Origin of the sequence: Streptomyces sp. NPDC050534 (assembly GCF_044457745.1) — a bacterium.
In the GTDB taxonomy this organism is placed as follows: domain Bacteria; phylum Actinomycetota; class Actinomycetes; order Streptomycetales; family Streptomycetaceae; genus Streptomyces.
Genome location: NZ_JBITHF010000007.1, coordinates 216085 through 239045, shown reverse-complemented (window position 1 = coordinate 239045; position 22961 = coordinate 216085). Strand labels below are relative to the sequence as shown.

Annotated in this window: 23 protein-coding genes; 4 read left to right on the top strand and 19 right to left on the bottom strand. The window is 70.0% G+C overall.

Translation table 11 applies throughout. From position 1 onward, the window contains the following. Positions 1-21: 21 nt before the first annotated feature. From tatC to ACIBN2_RS23885, 10 genes are all read right to left on the bottom strand, one after another. Positions 22-972, bottom strand: coding sequence for a twin-arginine translocase subunit TatC (gene tatC, locus ACIBN2_RS23930; protein WP_399137041.1), 951 nt, complete (start codon positions 970-972; stop codon positions 22-24). 47 nt (positions 973-1019) lie between these two features. Next, on the bottom strand, positions 1020-1307 hold the full coding sequence (gene tatA / locus ACIBN2_RS23925; protein ID WP_399137040.1) for a Sec-independent protein translocase subunit TatA: 288 nt from the start codon (positions 1305-1307) through the stop codon (positions 1020-1022). Positions 1308-1568: 261 nt separating this feature from the next. Beyond that, positions 1569-1763, bottom strand: coding sequence for a hypothetical protein (locus ACIBN2_RS23920; protein WP_393865078.1), 195 nt, complete (start codon positions 1761-1763; stop codon positions 1569-1571). 10 nt (positions 1764-1773) lie between these two features. Continuing rightward, the gene (locus tag ACIBN2_RS23915; protein ID WP_399137037.1) at positions 1774-2067 is read right to left on the bottom strand and encodes a hypothetical protein; all 294 of its coding nucleotides are present in this window, start codon (positions 2065-2067) and stop codon (positions 1774-1776) included. 69 nt (positions 2068-2136) lie between these two features. Beyond that, positions 2137-3177: a helix-turn-helix transcriptional regulator gene (locus ACIBN2_RS23910; RefSeq protein ID WP_399137036.1), complete on the bottom strand. Its 1041-nt coding sequence runs from the start codon at positions 3175-3177 to the stop codon at positions 2137-2139. Positions 3178-3196: 19 nt separating this feature from the next. Then, complete coding sequence (locus ACIBN2_RS23905; protein ID WP_399137034.1) at positions 3197-4150, bottom strand: helix-turn-helix transcriptional regulator; 954 nt, start codon at positions 4148-4150, stop codon at positions 3197-3199. 131 nt (positions 4151-4281) lie between these two features. Continuing rightward, on the bottom strand, positions 4282-4653 hold the full coding sequence (locus ACIBN2_RS23900) for an FKBP-type peptidyl-prolyl cis-trans isomerase (protein WP_399137032.1): 372 nt from the start codon (positions 4651-4653) through the stop codon (positions 4282-4284). Between the two features lie 60 nt (positions 4654-4713). Further along, positions 4714-5718 carry an FKBP-type peptidyl-prolyl cis-trans isomerase gene (locus tag ACIBN2_RS23895; protein ID WP_399137030.1) on the bottom strand — a complete coding sequence of 335 codons (1005 nt, stop codon included), beginning with the start codon at positions 5716-5718 and terminating at the stop codon, positions 4714-4716. Between the two features lie 126 nt (positions 5719-5844). Beyond that, on the bottom strand, positions 5845-7206 hold the full coding sequence (pafA, locus tag ACIBN2_RS23890) for a Pup--protein ligase (RefSeq protein ID WP_028801611.1): 1362 nt from the start codon (positions 7204-7206) through the stop codon (positions 5845-5847). 9 nt (positions 7207-7215) lie between these two features. Then, complete coding sequence (locus tag ACIBN2_RS23885) at positions 7216-8475, bottom strand: MFS transporter (protein ID WP_399137027.1); 1260 nt, start codon at positions 8473-8475, stop codon at positions 7216-7218. 101 nt (positions 8476-8576) lie between these two features. Between ACIBN2_RS23885 and ACIBN2_RS23880 the strand changes: the two genes are divergently transcribed. After that, positions 8577-9593, top strand: a complete 1017-nt coding sequence (locus ACIBN2_RS23880; RefSeq protein ID WP_399137025.1) for a LacI family DNA-binding transcriptional regulator — start codon at positions 8577-8579, stop codon at positions 9591-9593. Between the two features lie 70 nt (positions 9594-9663). Here the strand turns inward: ACIBN2_RS23880 and prcA are convergent, their stop codons facing one another. From prcA to arc, 5 genes are all read right to left on the bottom strand, one after another. After that, positions 9664-10425, bottom strand: a complete 762-nt coding sequence (gene prcA / locus ACIBN2_RS23875; protein WP_399137023.1) for a proteasome subunit alpha — start codon at positions 10423-10425, stop codon at positions 9664-9666. A gap of 61 nt (positions 10426-10486) precedes the next feature. After that, positions 10487-11332 carry a proteasome subunit beta gene (gene prcB, locus ACIBN2_RS23870; protein WP_399137022.1) on the bottom strand — a complete coding sequence of 282 codons (846 nt, stop codon included), beginning with the start codon at positions 11330-11332 and terminating at the stop codon, positions 10487-10489. Between the two features lie 152 nt (positions 11333-11484). After that, on the bottom strand, positions 11485-11703 hold the full coding sequence (locus tag ACIBN2_RS23865) for a ubiquitin-like protein Pup (RefSeq protein ID WP_028801616.1): 219 nt from the start codon (positions 11701-11703) through the stop codon (positions 11485-11487). A 156-nt stretch (positions 11704-11859) separates the two neighbouring features. Then, positions 11860-13371, bottom strand: coding sequence for a depupylase/deamidase Dop (gene dop / locus ACIBN2_RS23860; protein ID WP_399137020.1), 1512 nt, complete (start codon positions 13369-13371; stop codon positions 11860-11862). 234 nt (positions 13372-13605) lie between these two features. Continuing rightward, positions 13606-15372 (bottom strand): proteasome ATPase, encoded by a 1767-nt coding sequence (gene arc / locus ACIBN2_RS23855; protein ID WP_399137018.1) that lies wholly within the window; start codon positions 15370-15372, stop codon positions 13606-13608. A gap of 244 nt (positions 15373-15616) precedes the next feature. Between arc and ACIBN2_RS23850 the strand changes: the two genes are divergently transcribed. Further along, positions 15617-15919 (top strand): ferredoxin, encoded by a 303-nt coding sequence (locus ACIBN2_RS23850; protein ID WP_399137016.1) that lies wholly within the window; start codon positions 15617-15619, stop codon positions 15917-15919. A 56-nt stretch (positions 15920-15975) separates the two neighbouring features. Here ACIBN2_RS23850 and ACIBN2_RS23845 read toward each other — a convergent pair whose 3' ends face one another. From ACIBN2_RS23845 to ACIBN2_RS23835, 3 genes are all read right to left on the bottom strand, one after another. Beyond that, the gene (locus ACIBN2_RS23845; RefSeq protein WP_399137014.1) at positions 15976-16551 is read right to left on the bottom strand and encodes a hypothetical protein; all 576 of its coding nucleotides are present in this window, start codon (positions 16549-16551) and stop codon (positions 15976-15978) included. Between the two features lie 219 nt (positions 16552-16770). Further along, positions 16771-17673 (bottom strand): tRNA (adenine-N1)-methyltransferase, encoded by a 903-nt coding sequence (locus tag ACIBN2_RS23840; RefSeq protein WP_384253267.1) that lies wholly within the window; start codon positions 17671-17673, stop codon positions 16771-16773. 38 nt (positions 17674-17711) lie between these two features. Continuing rightward, a complete protein-coding gene (locus ACIBN2_RS23835; protein WP_399137013.1) occupies positions 17712-19268 on the bottom strand; it encodes a site-2 protease family protein in 1557 nt (518 codons plus the stop codon). Positions 19269-19442: 174 nt separating this feature from the next. On the opposite strand from ACIBN2_RS23835, the gene ACIBN2_RS23830 reads away from it, so the two are divergent. Together ACIBN2_RS23830 and ACIBN2_RS23825 are read left to right on the top strand one after the other, a co-directional pair. Next, positions 19443-20528: a PD-(D/E)XK nuclease family protein gene (locus ACIBN2_RS23830; RefSeq protein ID WP_399137011.1), complete on the top strand. Its 1086-nt coding sequence runs from the start codon at positions 19443-19445 to the stop codon at positions 20526-20528. Between the two features lie 14 nt (positions 20529-20542). Then, on the top strand, positions 20543-21214 hold the full coding sequence (locus ACIBN2_RS23825) for a response regulator transcription factor (RefSeq protein WP_020939010.1): 672 nt from the start codon (positions 20543-20545) through the stop codon (positions 21212-21214). A 128-nt stretch (positions 21215-21342) separates the two neighbouring features. Here ACIBN2_RS23825 and ACIBN2_RS23820 read toward each other — a convergent pair whose 3' ends face one another. Beyond that, complete coding sequence (locus tag ACIBN2_RS23820; RefSeq protein WP_399137009.1) at positions 21343-22923, bottom strand: ABC transporter substrate-binding protein; 1581 nt, start codon at positions 22921-22923, stop codon at positions 21343-21345. Positions 22924-22961: the final 38 nt, after the last annotated feature.

Here is a 22961-nt window from a genome sequence, read left to right as displayed (position 1 = left end):
CGGACTTGTCCGGGCCGGGACTCAGGTCACGTCGTCATAGCCGTTGACCCGGTCCGTGCTCGCCTGCTCGGGCAGCGCCCGGCTGGCGGAGACCGTCTCGACCTCGCCGATGTCCTCGGGGGTCAGGTCCAGGTCCGAGGCCTCGTCGTCGTCGGGGCCCTCGGCGTCGCGCAGCCGCTTGCGCCGGTCGTTCAGGAGCGAGAAGACCACCGCGCCGAAGTACAGCACCCAGATCGGCCCGGCGAGCGCCAGCATGGTCAGCGGGTCGGTGCTCGGCGTCGCGATCGCCGCGAACACCGTGATGGCCATGATCATCCCGCGCCACCAGCCGAGCATCCGCTTGCCGGTCAGGATCCCGGTGAGGTTGAGCATGATCAGCAGCAGCGGCAGCTCGAAGGAGAGGCCGAAGACCAGCACCATGCGCGTGACGAGGTCGAGCAGATCGTCCAGCGGCAGAAGGTTGTTGACGTCCTTCGGCGTGAAGCCGATCAGCACCTTCGCCGTGGTCGGCAGCACCCGGTAGGCGAAGTACGCGCCCGCGAAGAACAGCGGTGCGCCGGTGCAGACGAACGCGTAGGCGTACTTCCGCTCGTGGCGGTGCAGGCCGGGTGCCACGAAGGCCCACAGCTGGTACAGCCAGACCGGGGAGGCCAGCACGACGCCGGCCATCAGGGACACCTTCAGCGCCAGGGTGAACGGCGTGAGCAGACCGTTGATCGTGATCTGCGCGCACTGGTGGTTCTTGACGTGCGACTTCGCCAGCTGCTCGAAGGTCTGGCCGCAGCCGACCGAGTCCAGCACCGGTTTGGTGATGAAGTTGATGATGTCGTTGTAGAAGAAGGCGGCCACGGCCGTGACGACCACGATGGCCAGCATGGCCTTCGCGAGCCGGTTGCGGAGCTCACGAAGGTGATCCGCAAGGGGCATCCGCCCCTCGGGATCCTTCTCCTTCTTGCGGGCAGGCTTGGGCAACCCACATCCTCATCTCGTGCGGCAGGCCGGAGGCGTCCGGCCCAGCATCAGGCCTTGGTGGTGTCCGTCGGCTCGTTGACCGGGCGGGAGCTGGTCACGTCGCCGGGGGCGGCCTGGATGGTGCGCTGCGCCGGGGGCTGCTCGCCGTTGTTCGGCGGGCCGGCCGGCGTGGCGGTGCTGCTGCCCTCTTCCTTCATCGCCTTCGCCTCGCTCTTGAGGATGCGGGCGGACTTGCCGAGCGAGCGCGCCATGTCGGGAAGCTTCTTCGCGCCGAACAGCAGGATGACGACGACGAGGATGAGAATGATCTCGGGGGCGCCGAGCCTTCCGAACATAAGTCTTTACCTTCTCACCGAGGCGGCTGGGGGTGGGTGCTGTCCGACCGGTCGGACTGATGTCCGATCGACCGTCTTGGCAGCGATCGTAACGCTCAGGGGTAAACGTCAGGCAATCCCCGTGCGTACTCCCGGTCCGCGGTCCGCGCCTCGTTCTCCGGGCCGCGACCAGCAGGGTACCTGCCAGGGTGGCCCCGGTGACAGGCCGAAGCGGCCCAAAGCGCCTCCGGCACAGGACTCACATGGCTCGCACAGCGGCACTCAGACCGAGTCCACCGCGCGGGCCGTGCTCACGGCGGCCCGCTCCAGGTCCTCGGCGGCCCGGTTGATACGGCGGGCCGAGTCCGTCACCTGCCTGCCCAGACGCTCCGCCTCCAGGAACACGCGCACGGCGAACACCGCCAGCACGGCGAGACCCAGGAAACCCACAGCTACCGCGAACATCGGCCAGAACATGGGGTCGAGCCTAGAGGGTGGGGTGCAGCCGCAGGGTCCTGACCCCGCCGCCGGTCAGCAGCTCCACGATCCGCTCCCCGGCCGGCTTGCGGACCGAGGAGCCGCAGTCGGGGCAGGTGAAGGAGTAGAAGGTGGTGCGGCTCGAGGCGCCGATGGCGAGGCGCAGCGCACCGGCGGCGAGCTCGAAGCTGCCGCGGCACTCCGGGCAGCCCGCCCTGAACGTCACCGGCGACACGCTTCTCATCCCGGCGAAGGCCGCCGCCACCGACATGTCCTGCACTCCAGACACCGACGACTCGCTCAAAGCTCCTGCTCCTCTACCTCGGGTCGTTCGCCTTCGGGCGCCTCGGCCGGTGCCGGTCCTCCCCCCGGCTCACTCCCTGTCGTACTGCCCGTCGTCCACCACAAGCTCACCGCGCGGTCCCCGCGCCTCCGCGCCGTCGTACGCAGCCAGTGCCTCACGGGCCGCCAGGCGGGCGCTGTCGGCGAGGTCACGCGGAGTGACGATCCTGCCGTCTCGCCCGAGCCGCAGCGCGAGCCGCCGCAGCGAGGCGGGGTCGGGCGTACGCAGGCTGATACGCAGCCCGCCGTCCGGAAGCTCATCCGCGCTGTCGTGCGGGTAGTACTCGGCGACCCAGCGGCCGCCCGGGCCGACCTCGACCACGACCTCCGGGTCCTCGGCGGCGGGCTGCACCAGCCCCTCCGACAGGTCCCGCAGCTCGATCTCGGGCGGCGCGGCCGGCTCGTCGAGGATCTTGATCTCGGCGACCCGGTCCAGCCGGAAGGTGCGGCGCGCCTCGGAACGGCGGCACCACGCCTCCACGTACGTGTGCCCGACGCTGACCAGCCGGATGGGGTCGATCTCCCGCTCGCTGAGCTCGTCGCGCGCGGGCGAGTAGTAGCGGATCCACAGCCGGCGGCGCTCCGCGATCGCGCGGTCGACGTCGGCGAAGACGCCGCCCTCGGACTCGAAGGTCACCGAGAGCCGGGAGCTGGCGCCCGCCGCCTCGCCGGCCGCGGTCTCCACCTTGGCGGTGGCGCGCAGCAGCGCCTGCCGGTCGCCCTCGCGCAGCCCCGGGAGCGTGGACACCGCGCGGGCGGCCACCAGCAGCGCGGTCGCCTCGTCGGCGGCCAGCCGCAGGGGTTCCGCCGCCTCCTCGCCGAGGGCGGCCGCGTTGTGCCACCAGATGCGCTCGCCGTCGGTGTCGATGTCGAGCAGGTCGCCGCCGCGGAAGCTGGTGCCGCACATGGGCAGCACGTCGAGGTCGGAGACCAGCTCGTCCTCGGTGATGCCGAAGGCGCGCGCGACGTCCTCGACCCGCGCTCCGGGACGCTCCTTGAGATACGTCACCAGGGAGAGCATCCGCCGGGTCTGGTCGATGGCGTTGACGGGCCTGACCGGTTTACCTGCCACTGTCCTGCTCCGCTCCCCCTCAGCCCTTGGCCACGGCCTGCAGCCGGTCCACCACGTCCGCACGCAGCTCGGCCGGCTCCAGGACGACCACGTCCGGCCCGAACTCCACCAGCCAGGCGTCCAGCCCGTGCCCGTACGGAATCTCCAACTCGTCCCAGCCGTCGCCGAGTTCCCGCACCGCGGTGGCCTTCGCCCGAAGGGGGTACCCCGCCCCCGCGCGCAGCCGGATCAGCGCGGAGCGGTCGGCGGTCTCCCCCGCCCAGCTCGCGACGGTCTCGCGGACGGTGACCACGTCGGGTACGGCAGCGGTGAACTGCCCGCTGCGGCTGCGCACCTTGCCGGTGATCCGCGAGAGCCGGAAGACGCGCTCGGCGCCCCGGTCGCGATCCCAGCCGGCCAGGTACCAGTGGCCGCGCCAGCACTCCAGCGCCCACGGCTCGACATGCCGGGGCTCGGGGCGGGCGGCGGTGGCCTTGCGGTAGTCGAAGGCGACCGGACGGCGGTCGCGGCAGGCCAGCATCAGCGGTTCGAAGGCGGCCTCGTGCACCGGGATGCGCGGCTCCAGGGCGCCATGGGCCTCGTACGGGTCGACGTCCTCGGGCAGGCCGGCCGCGCGCAGTTTCTGCAGGGCGCCGCTGGCCGCTCCGGCGAGCCGGGCCTGCTGCCACACCTTGGCGGCGAGCCCCAGGGCGGCGGCCTCCTCGGCGTCGAGGGTGATCGGGGGCAGGCGGTTGCTGTCGCGGCGGGCCAGATAGCCGGTCTCGCCGTCGAGGTTCTCCACCGTCTCGATGACCAGGCCGAGTTCGCGCAGATCGTCCTTGTCGCGCTCGAACATGCGGCTGAAGGAGTCGTCGCTGCCCGCTTCGAGGTAGGCCTCGATGGACTCGCGCAGCTCGCGCTTGCTGAGCGGCCGCCGGGTCCCGAGCAGACACAGCGCGAGGTTCATCAGCCGCTCCGCCTTGGCAATGGCCATCGACGCCCTTCGCCTCCCTATGGTGCTTGACGACGTTGACCGTACCGCCCCGAAGTGGCGTGGCAAAAGCCGAGGGCCCATGCCTGGACAGGCATGGGCCCCAGGTGATCGGGTCCGGTCGGATCCGGGAGTCAGACCGCGACGAGGTCGACCACGAAGATCAGAGTCTCGCCCGGCTTGATCGCCGGGGTCGGGCTCTGGTTGCCGTAGGCGAGGTGGGCGGGGATGGTCAGCTGGCGGCGGCCGCCGACCTTCATGCCCTGCACGCCCTGGTCCCAGCCCGCGATGACGCGGCCGCCGCCCAGCGGGAAGCGGAACGGGGTGCCGCGGTTCCAGCTGGCGTCGAACTCCTCACCGGTGCTGAAGGCAACGCCCACGTAGTGGACGGTGACGGTCTGGCCCGCCTGCGCAACAGCGCCGTCGCCCTCCCAGATGTCCTTGATCTCGAGATCCGCCGGGGGCTCGCCGCCCGGGAAGTCGACCTCGGGCTTCTCGATGCTCACGTCTTTCAGCTCCTGCTTGTCTGCGGAAAGGCAACACACACAGTCTTACATCCCGGCGGGCTACATCTTCGCGAGGATGTCGACCGAGAAGACCAGCACGGAGTCCTTCTTGATGCCGCTGCCGGCCGGCGGCTTGTCGCCGTAACCCAGCTTCGGCGGGATGACGATGAGGACGCGGCTGCCGACCTTCTTGCCCGTCAGGCCCTGCGCCCAGCCCTTGACGACCTGCTGGAGGCCGAACGACGTCAGGGCCTTGCGGCTGTACGTCGAGTCGAACTCCTTGCCGTTGTCCCAGAACACGCCCTTGTACTGCACCAGGACGCTGTCCTTGGCGGCGACCACGTCGCCGTCGCCCTCGATGACGTACTTCGCCACCAGGCCGGTGGGCGCGTCCTTCTTGGGGATGTCGATGGAGGGCGCCTTGCCGTCGGTGTTGGTGCCGACCTTCGGCAGGCTCGCGTCGTTCTGCGGGACGTCGGTGCCCTTGGCGGAGCTGGACGCGTTGAACGCGCCCTGGATGTCGGCCACGAACACCAGCGTGTCGGTGCCCTTGATGCCCGCCTGCGCATTGCCCTGCTTGCCGTAACCCCAGGTGGGCGGCACGGAGAAGAGGACGCGGCTGCCGACCTTCTTGCCCTGGAGGGCGTACCGCCAGCCGTCGATGATGCTGCCCTCGGAGAGCTGGATGAGCAACGGGGTCTTGCGGTCGTAGGAGTTGTCGAAGACCTTCGCCGTGTTCCAGACCTGGCCGAGGTAGTGGGCCTGCACATAGTCGTTCTCGGCGACCGTCTTGCCGCCTCCCGCGATCACCGTCTTCACCGCGAGCTGCTTCGACGGGTCGCCGGTCCCCTTGGCGACGGTCGGCTTCTCACCGAACTTCGTACCCGCCGTGATGGCCGGCAGCGGGCCGTCGACGACCTTCGGCGGCGGCGCGGCGGATGTGGCCGAGGCGGAGGGCGACGCGCTGTCGCTGGCCTTGCTCGAGTCGGACTTGTTGTTGTCGCCGCAGCCGGCGACGGTGACAAGTCCTGCGGGTACGGCGATCAGAAGGGAGCGTCGGCGCACGGTGGGGGCCTCGTATCGGTCGATCTTGTGGATGGCGTGCGCGCAACTCTACGGCGTGAGAAGGGCGCCGCACTGAGAACGTACGGCGCCCGTGTTGCGTTCCGGCCTTTCACCGGAACGCGTTGCTCACATTCCGGCGATGAGCTTCTCCACCCTGTCGTCCACCGAACGGAACGGGTCCTTGCACAACACCGTGCGCTGCGCCTGGTCGTTGAGCTTGAGGTGGACCCAGTCGACGGTGAAGTCCCGGCGCTGCTCCTGGGCCCGGCGGATGAAGTCGCCGCGCAGCCGGGCCCTGGTGGTCTGCGGGGGAACGGACTTGCCCTCGAAGATCTTCAAGTCGTTGCAGATCCGCGCTGCTTGACCCTTCTTCTCGAGCAGGTAGTACAGGCCACGACGGCGGTGGATGTCGTGGTAGGCGAGGTCTATCTGCGCGACCCTCGGGTGGGACATGGTCATGTTGTGCTTGGCCCGGTACCGCTCGATGAGCTTGTACTTCATGACCCAGTCGATCTCGGTGCCGATCCGGTCGAGGTCCTCGGCCTCGATCGCGTCCAGGGTGCGGCCCCACAGCTCCAGGACCTGCTCGACGGTGCCGGTGCGGATACCCCGGCGCTCGCAGAAGTCCACGGCCTTCTCGTAGTACTCGCGCTGCACCTCCAGGGCGGACGCCTCGCGGCCGCTGGCCAGACGCACCTTGCGCCGGCCGGTGATGTCGTGGCTGACCTCGCGGATCGCCCGGATCGGGTTCTCCAGGGTCAGGTCCCGCATCACGGTGCCCGCCTCGATCATGCGCAGCACCAGGTCGGTCGCGCCGACCTTGAGCAGCATGGTCGTCTCGGACATGTTGGAGTCGCCCACGATGACGTGCAGGCGGCGGTAGCGCTCGGCGTCCGCGTGCGGTTCGTCGCGGGTGTTGATGATCGGCCTGGAGCGGGTCGTCGCCGAGGAGACGCCCTCCCAGATGTGCTCGGCCCGCTGGCTGACGCAGTACACCGCGCCGCGCGGCGTCTGCAGCACCTTGCCCGCCCCGCACAGCAGCTGGCGCGTGACCAGGAACGGAATGAGGATGTCCGCGAGCCGGGAGAACTCCCCGTGGCGCGCGACGAGATAGTTCTCGTGGCAGCCGTAGGAGTTGCCCGCCGAGTCGGTGTTGTTCTTGAAGAGGTAGACGTCGCCCGCGATTCCTTCCTCGTGCAGGCGTCGTTCGGCGTCTACCAGTAGCCCTTCCAGAATGCGCTCGCCGGCCTTGTCGTGGGTGACCAGTTCGGTCACGTTGTCACATTCGGGTGTCGCGTATTCCGGATGTGAGCCCACGTCGAGATAGAGGCGGGCGCCGTTTCGCAGAAAGACATTGCTGCTGCGGCCCCATGACACGACACGGCGGAAGAGGTACCGCGCCACCTCGTCGGGAGACAGGCGGCGCTGTCCCCTGAACGTACACGTGACGCCGTACTCGTTCTCCAGCCCGAAAATGCGGCGGTCCATGAGTGAACATTACGCCCGATCCCCTGAGCTGAAACGGGGTTCGGCGGCTCGGTTCGGATCATTTTCGGATGAAGCCGCAACGACCGCGCCACCCGCGGGAGCTGCGAGGACCCGTCCGGTGGCCAGCAGAACCAGCAGCGACACACCGCCCGCGGCGCCGGGTACGGCGAAGCCCCACAGCGCCCCGCCCGCCTCGACGACCGGGCCCGCGAGGCCCGTTCCGACGGACGCTCCCACGGTGAACGTCGTCACGAGCCAGGAGAACGCCTCGGTGACCGTGCCGGTCGGCGCGTGCCGGTCGACGAGCACGAACGCGCAGGCGATGACGGGGGCCAGGAACAGCCCGGCGAGGGCCGTCAGCAGCACCATGGCGACCGCGCCGGGCATCAGCGTCAGCGGCAGGTAACACACCGCCAGAAGGGCTACGAGGACCTGCAGTCGGCGCGCGGGCTCGCCGGTCCACCGCCGCGCCCCGTAGACCGTCCCTCCGACGAGCGCGCCGAGCCCCAGCGCGGCCATCAGCCAGCCGTACACGGCGTCTCCGCCGTGGTCGTCCGCGTACGGCACCGACGCCACCGTGATGGAGCCCAGCGCGATGCCGACGAACAGGAACGCGCCCAGCAGCGCGAGCAGCCCCGGGGCGCGCAGGGCGCCCAGCCAGTGCGCCTCGCGCGGCGCCGAACGCCACGCGCGCGAGGGCGGCGAGAGGACCACCGACAGGGCGCCGAGCACGCCCACGGCGTTGAGCGCCAGCAGGGCCGCCCGCTCCGACCAGAGCGACACGCACAGCGTCACCAGCAACGGGCCGACCGTGAACATGACTTCCTGCGCCACGGCGTCCATGGCGTACGCCGTGTGCACTTGCTCCTCCCGCCGCAGCACCGACGGCCACAGGGCCCGCAGACCGCCCTCCAGGGGCGGTGTGAAGAGCCCGGCGGCCGCCACGCACGCGCAGGCGAGCGGAAGCGGGTCGGTGCCCGAGAAGGCGAAGCCCGCCATCGCGAGGGCCGACAGGACGGCAGCGGGCAGCTGGACACGGGGCTGGCCGTGGAGGTCCACCAGCCGGCCGAGGACGGGCTGGCCGACGGCGTTGGCGACGCCGTACACCGCCGCGAGGACACCCGCCAGGCTGTACGTGCCGCCCTCGGCGCGGACGAACAGCACCAGGGCGATCGCGGCGGTCGCGTTGGGCAGCCGCCCCACCAGCGTGCCGGTCAGCAGCCGGGCCGCGTGTCTCGCCCTGAGGATCTCCAGGTATCCCGCGGCCATGTCCCGCCTCCAAGTGTTACGTATAACCCCGACTCTCATACGTAGCATGTGCGCTGTTCACAGTCCAGGCGAAGGCCCCGGTCGAAGAGAGCAGGCCCGCGGTGGCACGCAGCAGTACGCGCCCGACCAGCCGTGACGTCGCGCAGGCGGCGGGCGTATCCCAGGCCGCCGTCTCGCTCGTGCTGGGCGACAAGTGGCGCGGCCGCGTCTCCGAGGCCACCGCCGAGCGCGTACGGGAGGCCGCACGCGAGCTCGGCTACCGCCCCAACCTCGCCGCCCGGAATCTGCGCCTGGGCCGCACCCGTACGGTGCTGCTCGTCGTCCCGGCGCTGACCACCGAGTTCTTCGCGGGCGTCTACACGGGAGCCGCGCGTGTCGCCGCGGAGCACGGCTTCGGCGTCGTCCTGTACCCCTCCCCCGAGGGCATCGGCCCCGCCCGCGACCCCTTCGCGTCCGCCCAGGCCGCCCTGGACGGCGTCATCGCCTCCTCCATGGCCGCGGACGCCCTCACCGCGATCCGCGGCGACCAGCTGCCCCTGGTGATGCTCGACAGCGACCCGGAGGGCAGCCTCGGCGCCGCGACGGTGAACCTGGACATCGCCGACGGCGTCCGCCAGGTCGTCGGCCATCTGCTGGGTCTCGGTCACCGGCGCTTCCTGCACCTGGCCGCGGACGTGGCGTCCTGGACCTTCGAGGTACGTGCGCGTGAGCTCGCCCTGCGCGTCGGCGCGGTGCCCGGCACCTCCGTACGGACGGCCCGGGCGCCGATCTCCATCGAGGGCGCCCTGACCGCCGCAGAGGCGGCTCTGTCGGCGCCCGGCCCCCTGCCCACGGCCCTGGTGTGCGACGACGACAAGCTGGCGGCCGGCGCCTACAAGGCGGCCCGGCGGCTAGGTCTGCGGGTCCCCGACGACATCTCCGTCACCGGTCTGGACGACCTCGCCCTCGCCACCGCCCTCGATCCCGAGCTGACGACCGTACGCCTGGATGCCGAGCTGTTCGGCGAGCGCGGCATGCGGGCCCTGCTGGCGGTCCTGGAAGGCCGTGCACCGGAGGCCGGCGACATCCCCGTCGAGTTGGTCGTACGGGGGTCCACGGCCCCGCCTGGCGCCTCCTAGAACGCCCTGTGCCCCGGCCGGGCGGCGGCCGGGGCACACGAAGGGTGAGGTGAGGTGAGGCGGAGGCGGACTACTCGTCGTCGGCGTCCGGGCCTTCGGCCTCGTCGGAGCTCTCGGCCTCGGTGGCCGCCCCGCCGCTCTCCAGGAGCCGCGAGAGCTGGCGGCCGACGATCCGCCTGAACTTGCGGGCCTGCGGGCGCGTACGGTCCAGTACCGCCACTTCCAGGCGCTCGGCGGGGATCTCCCGCTCGCTGCCGTTCGTGTCGCGGGACAGGGCCGTGACGGCCAGCCTGAGCGCCTCGGCCAGGGTCATGCCGTCCTGGTGGCGCTGATCGAGGTAGCTGCTGATCTGCTCCGCGTTGCCCCCCACCGCGACCGAGCCGTGCTCGTCCACGATCGAGCCGTCGTGCGGCAGCCGGTAGATCTGGTCGCCGTCCGGGGTCTCGCCGACCTCGGCCACCACCAGCTCCACCTCGTACGGCTTCTCGCCCGCCGAGGAGAAGATCGTGCCCAGCGTCTGGGCGTAGACGTTGGCGAGACCGCGCGCGGTCACGTCATCGCGGTCGTAGGTGTAACCGCGCAGGTCGGCGTAGCGCACGCCGCCGATGCGGAGGTTCTCGTACTCGTTGTACTTGCCGGCGGCCGCGAAGCCGATCCGGTCGTAGATCTCGCTGAACTTGTGCAGCGCGCGGGACGGGTTCTCGCCGACGAAGACGATGCCGTCGGCGTACTGCAGCACGACCAGGCTGCGGCCACGGGCGATGCCCTTGCGGGCGTACTCCGCCCGGTCGGCCATGGCCTGCTGGGGTGAAACATAGAACGGCGTCGACACCGGTTATCCGTCCCTTTCTGTCGAGGTCAACTGGATCACCTTGAAAACGGCCCGTCGCCGGCTAGAGCAGCGCGGCCCGCGGACCGTCGGGCTGCTCCAGCCGCCGCTCCAGCACGGAACGGGCGATCTGGGCGGACTCGTCGTCCGTCAGCCGGCGGAAGCCGTCCTCGGTGATCACGGTGACGATCGGATAGATCCGGCGGGCGACATCGGGACCACCGGTCGCCGAGTCGTCGTCTGCCGCGTCATAGAGGGCCTGCACCACGAGCGTGGTGGCCTGGTCCTCGGTCAGGTCGTCGCGGAAGAGCTTCTTCATGGCGCCGCGCGCGAAGATCGAGCCGGAGCCCGTGGCCGCATAGCCCGTCTCCTCGCTGCGGCCGCCCGTCACGTCGTAGGAGAAGATCCGGCCCTTCTCCCGGTCCACGTCGTAGCCGGCGAAGAGCGGGACCACGGCCAGGCCCTGCATGGCCATGGCGAGGTTGGAACGGATCATGGTCGACAGCCGGTTCGCCTTGCCCTCGAGGGAGAGCTGCGCTCCCTCGACCTTCTCGAAGTGCTCCAGCTCCAGCTGGAACAGTTTGACCATCTCGACGGCGAGACCGGCGGTGCCGGCGATACCGACGGCCGAGTACTCGTCCGCCGGGAACACCTTCTCGATGTCGCGCTGGGCGATCACATTGCCCATGGTGGCGCGGCGGTCACCGGCGAGCACGACCCCGCCCGGGAAGGCCACGGCCACGATGGTCGTGCCGTGCGGCGCCTCGATCACGCCCTGCGTCGGCGGCAGTTGGCGGTTGCCGGGCAACATCTCGGGCTGGTGCTCCGACAGGAAGTCCATGAAGGACGAGGACCCGGGCGTCAGGAAGGCAGCCGGCAGACGCCCGGTGCTACGAGAATTGGCTTCCACGCGTTTCCTTCCAGGTAAAGGCAGCGGCTCCGCCGAAAACGGCCGAGCCGATCATCGAAATCCGTGCACGGACCATACCCGTGCCCGCGCCGGTCATCCGCCCCGGCGTCGACCGGCTTGCGCCGCGCCGAGACCGGGACGGACGACGGGCGTTACTCGCCGCCCTTTTGGACGAAGGAGCGGACGAAGTCCTCAGCGTTCTCCTCGAGGACGTCGTCGATCTCGTCCAGCACCGAGTCCACATCGTCGCTCAGCTTCTCCTGGCGCTCCTTGAGATCGTCCGAGGCCTGCGCATCCTGCGCCTGCTCCTCGACCTCTTCGGTGGAGCGCGTCGCCTTCTGCTGGCCGCCGCCGGTGTCCTTGGTCGCCATAACCCTCACCCCGCTCGGTTCGACGTTCTTGATCAGACCCTACAAGCAGGGTCCGACATCGGCCCCGCAGTTCCCTCAACGTCCGGGGACCACCTCGATGATTCCCTTACGCCAGGATTTCCACCCTGTTGGGCCGCGTCGGCCCCGGGTACCCCCTCATCCGCCGGAGAGCACCCTGACCAGGTCTTCCGCCGTCCGGCAGCGGTCCAGGAGCTCCTTGACGTGATTTCGCGTTCCGCGAAGCGGTTCGAGGGTTGGGACGCGCTGAAGCGAGTCCCGGCCCGGGAGGTCGAAGATCACGGAGTCCCATGAGGCCGCCGCGACGTCGTCGGCGTACTGCTCCAGGCAGCGGCCGCGGAAGTACGCGCGCGTGTCCTCCGGAGGGCTCGTACGAGCCCTCTCGACGTCGTTCTCGTCCAGCAGGCGCTTCATCCGGCCGCGGGCCACCAGACGGTTGTAGAGGCCCTTCTCCGGCCGTACGTCGGCGTACTGGAGGTCCACCAGGTGCAGCCGGGCGGCGTCCCAGTCAAGGCTGTCGCGGCGCCGGTAGCCCTCCATGAGCTCCCGTTTGGCGACCCAGTCCAGCTCGCCGGCCAGGCTCATCGGGTCGTTCTCCAGGCGGTTGAGGGTGTCCTCCCAGCGGGCCAGCACGTCCTTGGTCTGCTCGTCCGCGTCGGCGCCGAAGCGCTCCTCCACGTACTTGCGGGACAGTTCGAAGTACTCCATCTGAAGCTGGACCGCGGTGAGCGTGCGGCCGCTGCGGAGCGTGACCAGCCGCTTCAGGGAGGGGTCGTGCGACACCTGGTGCAGAGTGCGCACCGGCTGGTCGACGGCCAGGTCCACCGCGATGAAGCCGTCCTCGATCATGGACAGGACCAGGGCGGTCGTGCCCAGCTTGAGGTAGGTGGAGATCTCCGAGAGGTTCGCGTCGCCGATGATCACGTGCAGCCGGCGGTACTTCTCGGCGTCCGCGTGCGGTTCGTCGCGTGTGTTGATGATCGGGCGCTTGAGGGTCGTCTCCAGGCCGACCTCGACCTCGAAGTAGTCCGCGCGCTGGCTGAGCTGGAAGCCGTGCTCGTGGCCGTCCTGGCCGATGCCGACGCGGCCGGCCCCGGTGACGACCTGGCGGGAGACGAAGAAGGGCGTGAGGTGGCGCACGATGTCCGAGAAGGGGGTCTCCCGCTTCATCAGGTAGTTCTCGTGCGTGCCGTAGGAGGCGCCCTTGTTGTCGGTGTTGTTCTTGTAAAGGTGGATCGGCTGCGCCCCGGGCAGCTGGGCCGCGCGCTCGGCGGCCTCGGCCATGATGCGCTCGCCGGCCTTGTCCCAGAGGACGGCGTCGCGCGGATTGGTGACCTCGGGCGCGCTGTACTCGGGGTGCGCATGGTCGACGTAGAGCCGGGCGCCATTGGTGAGGATCACGTTGGCGAGGCCGATGTCCTCGTCGGTGAGCTGGCTGGAGTCGGCGGCCTCGCGCGCAAGGTCGAAGCCCCGCGCATCCCGCAGCGGGTTCTCCTCCTCGAAGTCCCAGCGGGCCCGGCGGGCCCGGTGCATCGCCGCCGCGTAGGCGTTGACGATCTGGGACGAGGTGAGCATGGCATTGGCGTTCGGGTGGCCGGGGACGGAGATGCCGTACTCCGTCTCGATGCCCATTACTCGCCGTACGGTCATGCGGCCCTCCTTGCCCGGCGGCGCCCTCGGTCGGGGACGCTGCTCAAGTACCGCTGGCGCTCCGGTGCGTGTGCGGTGCCCGTCCCCGCACTGCGCGACTCGGCGGTACCGAAGAGCCTAGAACGGCTTTGCGCTGGTGGGGAGATCATTTGCGTCATTGCCTTGCTCCAGCCGTGGCCTGAAAAACAGTCGGCTGCGGGTACCCGGTGAGGGCACCCGCAGCCGCCCTGTCTTTTACAGGTACTGACCGGTGTTCGCCACCGTGTCGATGGAGCGTCCGGTGTCCGCCCCCTGCTTTCCGGTGATGAGGGTACGGATGTAGACGATCCGTTCGCCCTTCTTTCCGGAGATCCGGGCCCAGTCGTCCGGGTTGGTGGTGTTCGGCAGGTCCTCGTTCTCCTTGAACTCGTCCACGCAGGCCTGGAGGAGGTGGGAGACCCTGAGGCCCTTCTGGCGGTGCTCGAGGAAGTCCTTGATCGCCATCTTCTTGGCGCGGCCGACGATGTTCTCGATCATGGCGCCGGAGTTGAAGTCCTTGAAGTAGAGGACTTCCTTGTCACCGTTGGCGTAGGTGACCTCCAGGAAGCGGTTCTCCTCGGATTCCGCGTACATCTGCTCGACGGCCGTCTGGATCATGCTCTCGACGGTGGTCGTCCTGCTGCCGCTGTGCTCGCCGAGGTCGTCGGCGTGCAGCGGGAGGCGCTCGGTGAGGTACTTGCCGAAGATGTCCTTGGCGGCCTCGGCGTCGGGACGCTCGATCTTGATCTTCACGTCCAGGCGGCCGGGGCGCAGGATGGCGGGGTCGATCATGTCCTCACGGTTGGAGGCACCGATCACGACCACGTTCTGCAGGCCCTCGACACCGTCGATCTCGGCGAGCAGCTGCGGGACGATGGTGTTCTCCACGTCCGAGCTGACACCGGAGCCACGGGTTCGGAAAAGCGACTCCATCTCGTCGAAGAAGACGATGACGGGCGTGCCCTCGCTGGCCTTCTCACGCGCACGCTGGAAGACCAGGCGGATCTGCCGCTCGGTCTCGCCGACGTACTTGTTCAGCAGCTCGGGGCCCTTGATGTTGAGGAAGAAGCTCTTGCCGGCGGCCTGGCCGGTGACCTCGGCGACCTTCTTGGCCAGCGAGTTGGCGACGGCCTTGGCGATGAGCGTCTTGCCGCATCCGGGAGGCCCGTAGAGCAGGACGCCCTTGGGCGGGCGCAGTTCGTGCTCCTTGAACAGGTCCGGGTAGAGGTAGGGGAGCTCGACGGCGTCGCGGATCGCCTCGATCTGGCCTCCCAGACCGCCGATCTGCTCGTAGCCGATGTCCGGCACCTCTTCGAGGACGAGCTCCTCGACCTCGCTCTTCGGAATGATCTCGTAGACATAGCCGGAACGGGGCTCGAGCAGCAGGGCGTCACCGGGCCGGATGTTCACGTCCAGCAGCGGCTCGGCGAGCCGTACCACCCGCTCCTCGTCCGTGTGACCGAGCACCAGGGCGCGCTCGCCGTCCTCGAGGATCTCCTTGAGGGTGACGATGTCCCCGGCGCGCTCGAACTCCATGGCCTCGACCACGTTGAGCGCTTCGTTGAGCATCACTTCCTGGCCGCGCCGGAGCTCTTCGAGGTCGACGCTCGGGCTGACGTTCACCCGGAGCTTGCGGCCCCCGGTGAAGATGTCGGCCGTGCCGTCCTCGTTGGCTTGCAGGAAGACGCCGAATCCGGCGGGCGGCTGTGCGAGCCGGTCGACCTCCTCCTTGAGGGCCACGATCTGGTCACGGGCCTCACGGAGCGTGTTGGCAAGTCGCTCGTTCTGGGCGGACACGCCGGCCAGGTTGGTCTGCAGCTCGACGATCCGCTCTTCGAGAATCCTCGTGTGTCGCGGAGAGTCGGCGAGCTTGCGTCGCAGGACGGCGATCTCCTGCTCAAGGTAGGCAATCTGCCCGGCAGGGTCTTCGGACCCTCGTCCCGGGCGGATGCCGCGGTTCATGTCGTCGTCGTGGGCTGCCACGGTCCTCACCTCCTCCAAGGGGAGCTGGACGCTTCCAGACCCTACCTGGGTGGGTGTCGATTGAAACCCCTAGATCACAAAGACGGTCGGGGTGTGTCCGATCTTCACCCTTGCGCTCTCCCTCACGCCAGGGGAATACCCACCGAACATGATTGGAAAGCTGCCCCAGGTAGGGTCGAAGTGTTCAACACCCTTCAGAGCTGGCCGGATTCCCGTCCGCCCGACTTGATAAACGGCAGGAGACATGAGCGTGCAGCAAGAGGCCGGTCCCGGCGAGACGCTGGAGGTCTGGATCGATCAGGACCTGTGCACCGGCGACGGCATCTGCGCTCAGTACGCGCCCGAGGTGTTCGAGCTGGACATCGACGGGCTGGCCTACGTGAAGGGCTCCGACGACGAGCTCCTGCAGGACAAGGGCGCCACAACGCCCGTGCCCCTGCCGCTACTCACGGATGTCGTGGACTCGGCCCGGGAGTGCCCGGGCGACTGCATCCACGTACGGCGGGTTTCGGACAGGGTCGAGGTGTACGGACCGGACGCCGAGTGAGCGTCCGGACACGGAACGTCACTGCTGTCTGAAATCTCACACGCTGCCCGCGCGGCTCACACGCTGTGCGCCGCAGCGGATGTCGAGCGCTCGAACGAGCCGTTCTTCCACTGCCACTTCGCATGGTCGGTGACGTCCGGGCAGCAACGCGGCACGTCGTTCGAGGAGTAGCCGAGCAGGGTGGCGAAGACCGCTCCGTGACGCACCGCGAAGTCACTCACCGTGTCCCCCGTCTTGGGGTCGGCGAGGGTCGCCACCACGCGGGGCCTGCCGTCCTTCGCGCGTGTGAGGACGTAGACACCGTCGGGCGGGGTGCCCATGGGGGCGTCGCAGTGCACCACGGCGACCGTCTCCGGGTTGCCGTCGCCGTCGAGGTCGCCGGTGGCCTTCTTCTGCACGACGGCCTTCACCGGGCCGCACGTGAGGGGGAACTCGACGCCGGCGGTGCCGGGCGCCGCTGCCGCGTGGGCGGCCTTGGTCTCGGGGCCGGCCGTCGGCTGGGCCGCGGTCGCCGAGTTGGGCTGCAGGAGCGAGGAGAGGGCCATGACACCCGCTACGGCCGTGGCGGTGGCGACCCAGTGGATGGGCCGGGTGTGCGTGTGTGCCAGTTCCGGAACGGCGGATTGCTGCACTGGGAGCTCTCCTGTGAGGGCTGTGCCGGTGGGAGTGGCCTGCATCGTGCCACACGTCACAGTGCGGCGGAACGGCGGGGTGTTCGGTTCCTCGGCAACTCCTCGCCGGGATGGTGCGGTTTGCTCCGCCATGTCAACAGAAAGGCGCTGGGGCCGAGTTCCGGATGTCCTCCGGAACTCGGCCCCAGCTCCCGTTCGTTGAGTGCGGCACGGACCGCCCTAGCGGCCGGAGCCCCCGTCGGCGTTGGGGCCGGCGTAGTCCTCGCCGTAGGCGCCCTTGGCGGGGCGGCGGCGGCGCATGGGCGGCTCGACGCCGTCGGCGAGGCGGCGGGCGGTGAGGAGGAAGCCGGTGTGGCCGATCATCCGGTGGTCCGGGCGGACGGCCAGCCCCTCGATGTGCCAGTTGCGGATCATCGTCTCCCAGGAGGTCGGCTCGTTGAAGCAGCCGATCTCGCGGATGGACTCGACGGTCCGGGCGAGCTGGGTGGTGGTCGCGACGTAGCAGCACAGGATGCCGCCGGGCACGAGCGCCTTGGAGACGGCCTCCAGGCACTCCCAGGGGGCGAGCATGTCGAGGATGACGCGGTCGACGTCGGCGTCCGACAGGTTGTCCTGGAGGTCGCCGACGGTGAGCTGCCAGGCGGGGTGCGGGCCGCCGAAGTAGCGCTCCACGTTCTGCTGGGCGATCTCGGCGAAGTCCTCGCGGCGCTCGTAGCTGTGCAGCATGCCCTGGTCGCCGATGGCACGCAGCAGGAAGCTGCTGAGCGAGCCGGAGCCGACACCGGCCTCCACGACGCGGGCGCCGGGGAAGATGTCGGCGAAGGCGAGGATCTGCCCCGCGTCCTTGGGGTAGACGACGGCTGCCCCGCGGGGCATGGACAGGACGTAGTCGGGGAGCAGGGGGCGCAGCGCGAGGTAGGCGACGTTACCGGTGGTGCGGACAACGCTGCCCTCGGGAGCGCCGATCAGCTCGTCGTGCGGGAAGGAACCCTTGTGGGTGTGGAAGTTCTTCCCGGCCTCGAGCGTGAACGTGTAGTGGCGGCCCTTGGGGTCGGTCAGCTGAACCTGGTCCCCGACCTTGAAGGGCCCGCGCCTGCGGGCGGCACCGGTCGGTTCGGACATGTGAACAGCCTACCGGGGTTTGTGGGGGCCTCCGACCACTAGGAGGGGCGGGCCATGGCCTTCACGAAGGCCCGCTCGACGTCGGCCGCCGACAGCACGCCGTAGATCTCGCCGGTCTCCTCGACCACCAGGTACTCGGTGGCGGGGGTGGCCCGCAGGACGTCGAGGAGGTCCTCGCCCGCGAGTTCCGCGGAGACGCGCATGCCGTCGGTGAGGTCCTGGGCGAGGCCGCTGACCGCGACCCAGGGGCGGCGGTGTTCCGGTACGCCGACGATGGCGGCCTCGCGCACCAGGGAGAGCGGGTTGCCGTCGGGGTCGACGACGACCAGGGCGCGGGCGCCGGCGGCGTTGGCGCGGCGCAGGGCCTCGGAGAGGGGGGTGTCGGTCTCGACCGGGACGGCGCGCCGGGTGAGGTTGCGGGCACGCAGCTCCGGCAGATGCTCCCTGAGCCGGGCCATGCGCAGGCTGTTGCCGGCTCCGGTCCAGATGATCGCGGCGAGGATCGCGGCGAGCAGGGCGTCGGTGACGGTGTCCATGCCGACGCTGTCCTCGGCGGTGGAGCCGAGTGCGCCGGACTGGGTGAGCAGCGGGAGGCCGATCAGCACGGAGACGGCGAGGGCGCGGCCGACCCAGGCGGCGGCGACGGTACCGGCCATCGGCCTGCCGGTGATCTTCCAGACGACCGCGCGCAGCATACGGCCGCCGTCGAGGGGCAGGCCGGGCAGCAGGTTGAAGATGGCGACGATCAGGTTGGAGACCATCAGGCCGGCCAGCAGGACGCCGGGGACGGTGCCGGGCTCCACGGGCTGCATGGCGACGTAGAAGAGGCCGGCGAGGACCAGCGAGAGCAGCGGGCCGACGAAGGCCAGGACGAACTCCCGGCCGGGGGTCTCGGCCTCCTTCTCGATCTCGGAGACGCCGCCGAAGAACTGGAGCTGGATGCGGCGCACGGGGAGCTTGAAGCGCAGGGCGGCGACCGTGTGGGCCAGTTCGTGGACGAGCACGGAGGCGTAGAAGGCGACGGCGAAGAAGAGGGAGACGAGGTAGCGGGCGGCGCCGAGTTCGGGCAGCACGCGGTCGAGCTGGCCGCCGAACACCCAGGTGATCAGGGCGGCCACGAGGAACCAGCTGGGCGCCACGTACACGGGCACGCCGAAGGGGCGGCCCATGAGCAGGCCGCCTCGGGGGGATTCGGGGCGCCGGGGCGGGCGGGTCCTGGTGGAGCCGGAGTGGGCGAGGGTGCGCTCGTGACCGGGGTCGTGGGAGGCGTGGTCCTGCGTGGAGCGGTCGTCGGCGGGGTGGTCGTGGGCGGGGTGGTCGTGGCCGGTTGGGGGCCCGTCCGCGGTGGCGTGGCCCTCCGCGGAGCTCCTGCCTTCGGGGCCGTCCGCAGGGGTCGACTCCGGGCCGGCACCGTGGGAGGTGTCCCGCCCGTCGTTGTCCGTGGCCCCGCCGCCGTCCTCCCCCTCGGTGGCCTGCGCGGGCCGTCCGTCGGCCGGGGTGGCTGAGGGGGCGGCCGGGGCCACCGGCCCTGCGTGGTGCTCGGCCGGCTCGTCGGTGCCGGACCGCGGCTGCCCGCTCCCGCCGCTCTCGTCCACGATGTCCCCTCGTTCGAAGCGTCCTCCGCGCCTGCCGGGCGGAGGGGTCTGGGGTCGATGGTATGCGGCCGTCGCGGCGTCTTCCGCCCCGGCACCCCCTCTGTTTTCCCGGGCGTCGCACCCGTCACGGGCGCGGCTGGGTCACTGTCAGTGGCGGGCCGTAAGGTCTGGGGCATGGAGACGAGCGCGGAGGGCACGGCGGAGGCCCGCAGCAGCGGTGCGGCGCAGGAGGAGGCACCGGTTCCCGGGGAACGCGGGGAGCCGGTGGCGGCGGTGGCAGTGGACGCTGCGCCCGGCGCGGCGAGCAGGCCGGTGCCGGTGGCCATAGCGCCCGCGAGCCTGTCGCCGTCGCGTGCCAGTGACTTCATGCAGTGCCCCCTGCTCTACCGCTTCCGCGTCATCGACCGGCTGCCCGAGAAGCCGAGCGAGGCGGCGACCCGGGGCACGCTGGTGCACGCGGTGCTGGAGCGGCTCTTCGACGCCCCGGCCGCGGACCGCACCGCCCCGCGTGCCAAGTCCCTGATCCCCGGGCAGTGGGACCGGCTGCGCGAGACCAGGCCCGAAGTGGTGGAGCTGTTCGCGGACGACCCCGAGGGCGAGCGGCTGGCGCGCTGGCTGGGCGAGGCGGAGCAGCTCGTCGAGCGCTGGTTCACCCTCGAGGACCCGACCCGGCTCGAGCCGGTCGAGCGGGAGCTGTTCGTCGAGACCGAGCTGGACTCGGGGCTGACGCTGCGCGGGATCATCGACCGGGTCGACGTGGCGCCCACGGGCGAGGTCCGGATCGTCGACTACAAGACGGGGAAGGCGCCCCGGCCCGAGTACGCCGAGGGTGCGCTGTTCCAGATGAAGTTCTACGCCCTCGTGGTGTGGCGGCTGAAGAACGTCGTCCCGCGGCGGCTGCAACTGGTCTACCTCGGCAGCGGTGACGTGCTCACCTACGATCCCGTGCTCGCCGACCTGGAGCGCGTGGAGCGCAAGCTGCTCGCCCTGTGGGAGGCGATCCGCAGGGCGACGGAGTCCGGCGAGTGGCGCCCGCGCCCCACCAAGCTGTGCGGCTGGTGCGACCACCAGCCGCACTGCCCGGAGTTCGGCGGCACTCCCCCGCCGTATCCGCTGGCGGTGCGGGCGCCCGGCCCGGGACCCACCGCCGATCCGGACCCCACGGCGGACCCGGACGCCGGCACCCGGGAGGCACAGCCGGCGGCCGTGAGGGCGGTCGAGTCCGATGCCGCCGCGCAGGGCAGAATGGGGCCGGACTAGCGAAGGAGACTTACGTGGCCATCCGCGTCCTACTGGTCGACGACCAGCCGCTGCTGCGCACGGGCTTCAGGATGATCCTGGAGGCCGAGCAGGACATCGCGGTCGTCGGCGAGGCCGGAGACGGCCTCCAGGCTCTCGACCAGGTGCGGGCACTGCAGCCCGACGTGGTCCTGATGGACATCCGCATGCCCCGCATGGACGGGGTGGAGGCGACCCGGCAGATCACCGGGCCCGGGCGGGACGGCCCGGCGAAGGTGCTGGTGCTGACCACCTTCGACCTCGACGAGTACGTGGTGGAGGCGCTGCGCGCGGGTGCCAGCGGCTTCCTGCTGAAGGACGCGCCGGCCAACGAACTGGTGCAGGCGATCCGGGTGGTGGCCGGCGGCGAGGCCATGCTCGCGCCGAGCATCACCCGGCGGCTGCTCGACAAGTACGCCACTCACCTGCCCTCCGGCGAGGAGCCCGTGCCCGACACGCTGCACACCCTCACCGACCGCGAGGTGGAGGTGCTGAAGCTGGTGGCGCGCGGGCTGTCCAACGCCGAGATCGCCGCCGACCTGTTCGTCAGCGAGACCACGGTGAAGACGCACGTCGGCCATGTGCTGACCAAGCTGGGGCTGCGCGACCGGGTGCAGGCCGCGGTGTACGCGTACGAGAGCGGGCTGGTGCGTCCCGGCGCGCAGTAGGCGTCGCAGCCGCAGGCAGGAACCACCGTGACGGAAAAGAAGGGCGTCCCCGCCGAGGGGCGCCCTTCTTTCCGTGTGTACGGCTTTTCCGTGTGTACGGCTTTTCCGTGTGTACGGCCCGCGGCCCCTCAGTCCTTGCTGAGCTCCCAGAACCGGAACACCGTCGAGGCGTCGAGGCAGTACTCGAGGCCGTAGACGTTCTCCCGGGTCACGGCGTACTGCTTGGCCTGCCAGACCGGGAGGACCGGCAGCTGGTCGGCGACGATGTCCTGGAGCCGGCCGTAGTCGTTGTCGGTCGCTGAGCGGTCGCTCTGGGCGGCGGTGCGCGGGATGAGCGTGCCGGTGATCATGTTGTTGCTGTAGTTGTTGCTCAGCACGTTGCCCTTGCCGAAGAACGGCGCGGTGAAGTTGTCGGCGTCCGGGTAGTCCGGCACCCAGCCCTTCACGTACACGCCGTACTTGCCCTTGGCTATGTCCTTCTCGTACTGGTCGAAGGCGACGGACTTCACGTCGGCCTCGAACAGGCCGCTGTCGTTGAGCTGCTTGGCGATCGCCTTCAGCTCCTCGTCGGTGGCCGGGCCGTAGCGCGACGGGGTGGACCACAGGGTCAGCTTCACCTTGCCGGTGATGCCGTCGGCCTTCAGGGCGCCGGCGGCCTTGGCCGGCGAGGGACTGGCGCCGTAGGTGTCGAAGAACGCCGTGTTGTGGCCCGCGATGCCCGCCGGGATGATCGAGTACAGCGGGGTGGCCGTGCCCTGGTAGACGTCCTTGATGAGGGCGTCGCGGTCGAGCAGATAGGCGATGGCCTTGCGCACGCCGATCTTTCCGGCGACCGGGTCCTTCATGTTGAAGACCAGGTGCTGGACCTCGGCGCTGCTGCCCTCGACGACCTCGACCTTGGAGTCGTTGTTGGCGTTCTGCAGGTCGGCGACGTCCTTGGCGGTCAGACCGCGGTAGGCGATGTCGACCTTGTCGTCCTGGAGGGCCTTCTTCAGCGCGGACTGGTTGCCGTGGAAGAACTTCAGCGTCACGCCGGAGTTCTTGACCTTGGCCGTGCCCTTGTACTTGTCGTTGACCGAGAAGACGGCCTTCGCCTTGTCGAAGGAGTCCAGCTTGTACGGGCCGGAGCCGATCGCCTTGCCGTCCTTGCGCAGCTTGCCGCCGTCGTACTGGGTGTGGTCGACGATCGAGCCCGCGCCGGAGGCGATCTTGCTCGGGAAGGTGGCGTCGGGGACCTTCAGCCGGAAGACGACGGTCTTCTCGTCCGGCGCCTCCACCTTCTCCAGCATGGGGAACATGATCGCCGGACCCGCCGCGTCGTTGATCTTGAGCAGGCGGTCGAAGGAGAACTTCACGTCCTCGGAGGTGAGCTTGTCACCGTTGCTGAACTTCAGGCCGTCCCTGAGGGTGCACTTGTAGACCTTGGTCGAGGCGTCGGTGAAGTCGCACGACTCGGCCGCCTCCGGCTCGGGCTCGGTGCCTCCGTTGGGAAAACTGAGCAGCGACTGGAAGACGTTGTTGAAGAGCAGCCAGGACCCTGGGTCGTAACCGGAGGCGGGGTCGGTGGCCAGCACGTCGTCCGACATTCCCATGACGACCGAGGACCCGGTCCCCCCGGAATCGCCGCTGCCGGCTCCGCAGCCCGTCAAAAGCCCGGAGGCCAGCCCTGCCACTACGGGCAGGACCAGCCACTGGTTGCGCATCTTCACGACAAAAGCCTTCTCGTCGGTGTCAGGACTCCCGGGGC

Coding starts and splice junctions, on each gene's coding strand:
- tatA (WP_399137040.1), bottom strand. CDS start 1,307: ATGTTCGGAAGGCTCGGCGCCCCCGAGATCATTCTCATCCTCGTCGTC.
- ACIBN2_RS23920 (WP_393865078.1), bottom strand. CDS start 1,763: ATGTTCTGGCCGATGTTCGCGGTAGCTGTGGGTTTCCTGGGTCTCGCC.
- ACIBN2_RS23905 (WP_399137034.1), bottom strand. CDS start 4,150: ATGGCCATTGCCAAGGCGGAGCGGCTGATGAACCTCGCGCTGTGTCTG.
- pafA (WP_028801611.1), bottom strand. CDS start 7,206: ATGGACCGCCGCATTTTCGGGCTGGAGAACGAGTACGGCGTCACGTGT.
- ACIBN2_RS23885 (WP_399137027.1), bottom strand. CDS start 8,475: ATGGCCGCGGGATACCTGGAGATCCTCAGGGCGAGACACGCGGCCCGG.
- ACIBN2_RS23865 (WP_028801616.1), bottom strand. CDS start 11,703: ATGGCGACCAAGGACACCGGCGGCGGCCAGCAGAAGGCGACGCGCTCC.
- dop (WP_399137020.1), bottom strand. CDS start 13,371: ATGACCGTACGGCGAGTAATGGGCATCGAGACGGAGTACGGCATCTCC.
- ACIBN2_RS23850 (WP_399137016.1), top strand. CDS start 15,617: ATGAGCGTGCAGCAAGAGGCCGGTCCCGGCGAGACGCTGGAGGTCTGG.
- ACIBN2_RS23840 (WP_384253267.1), bottom strand. CDS start 17,673: ATGTCCGAACCGACCGGTGCCGCCCGCAGGCGCGGGCCCTTCAAGGTC.
- ACIBN2_RS23830 (WP_399137011.1), top strand. CDS start 19,443: ATGGAGACGAGCGCGGAGGGCACGGCGGAGGCCCGCAGCAGCGGTGCG.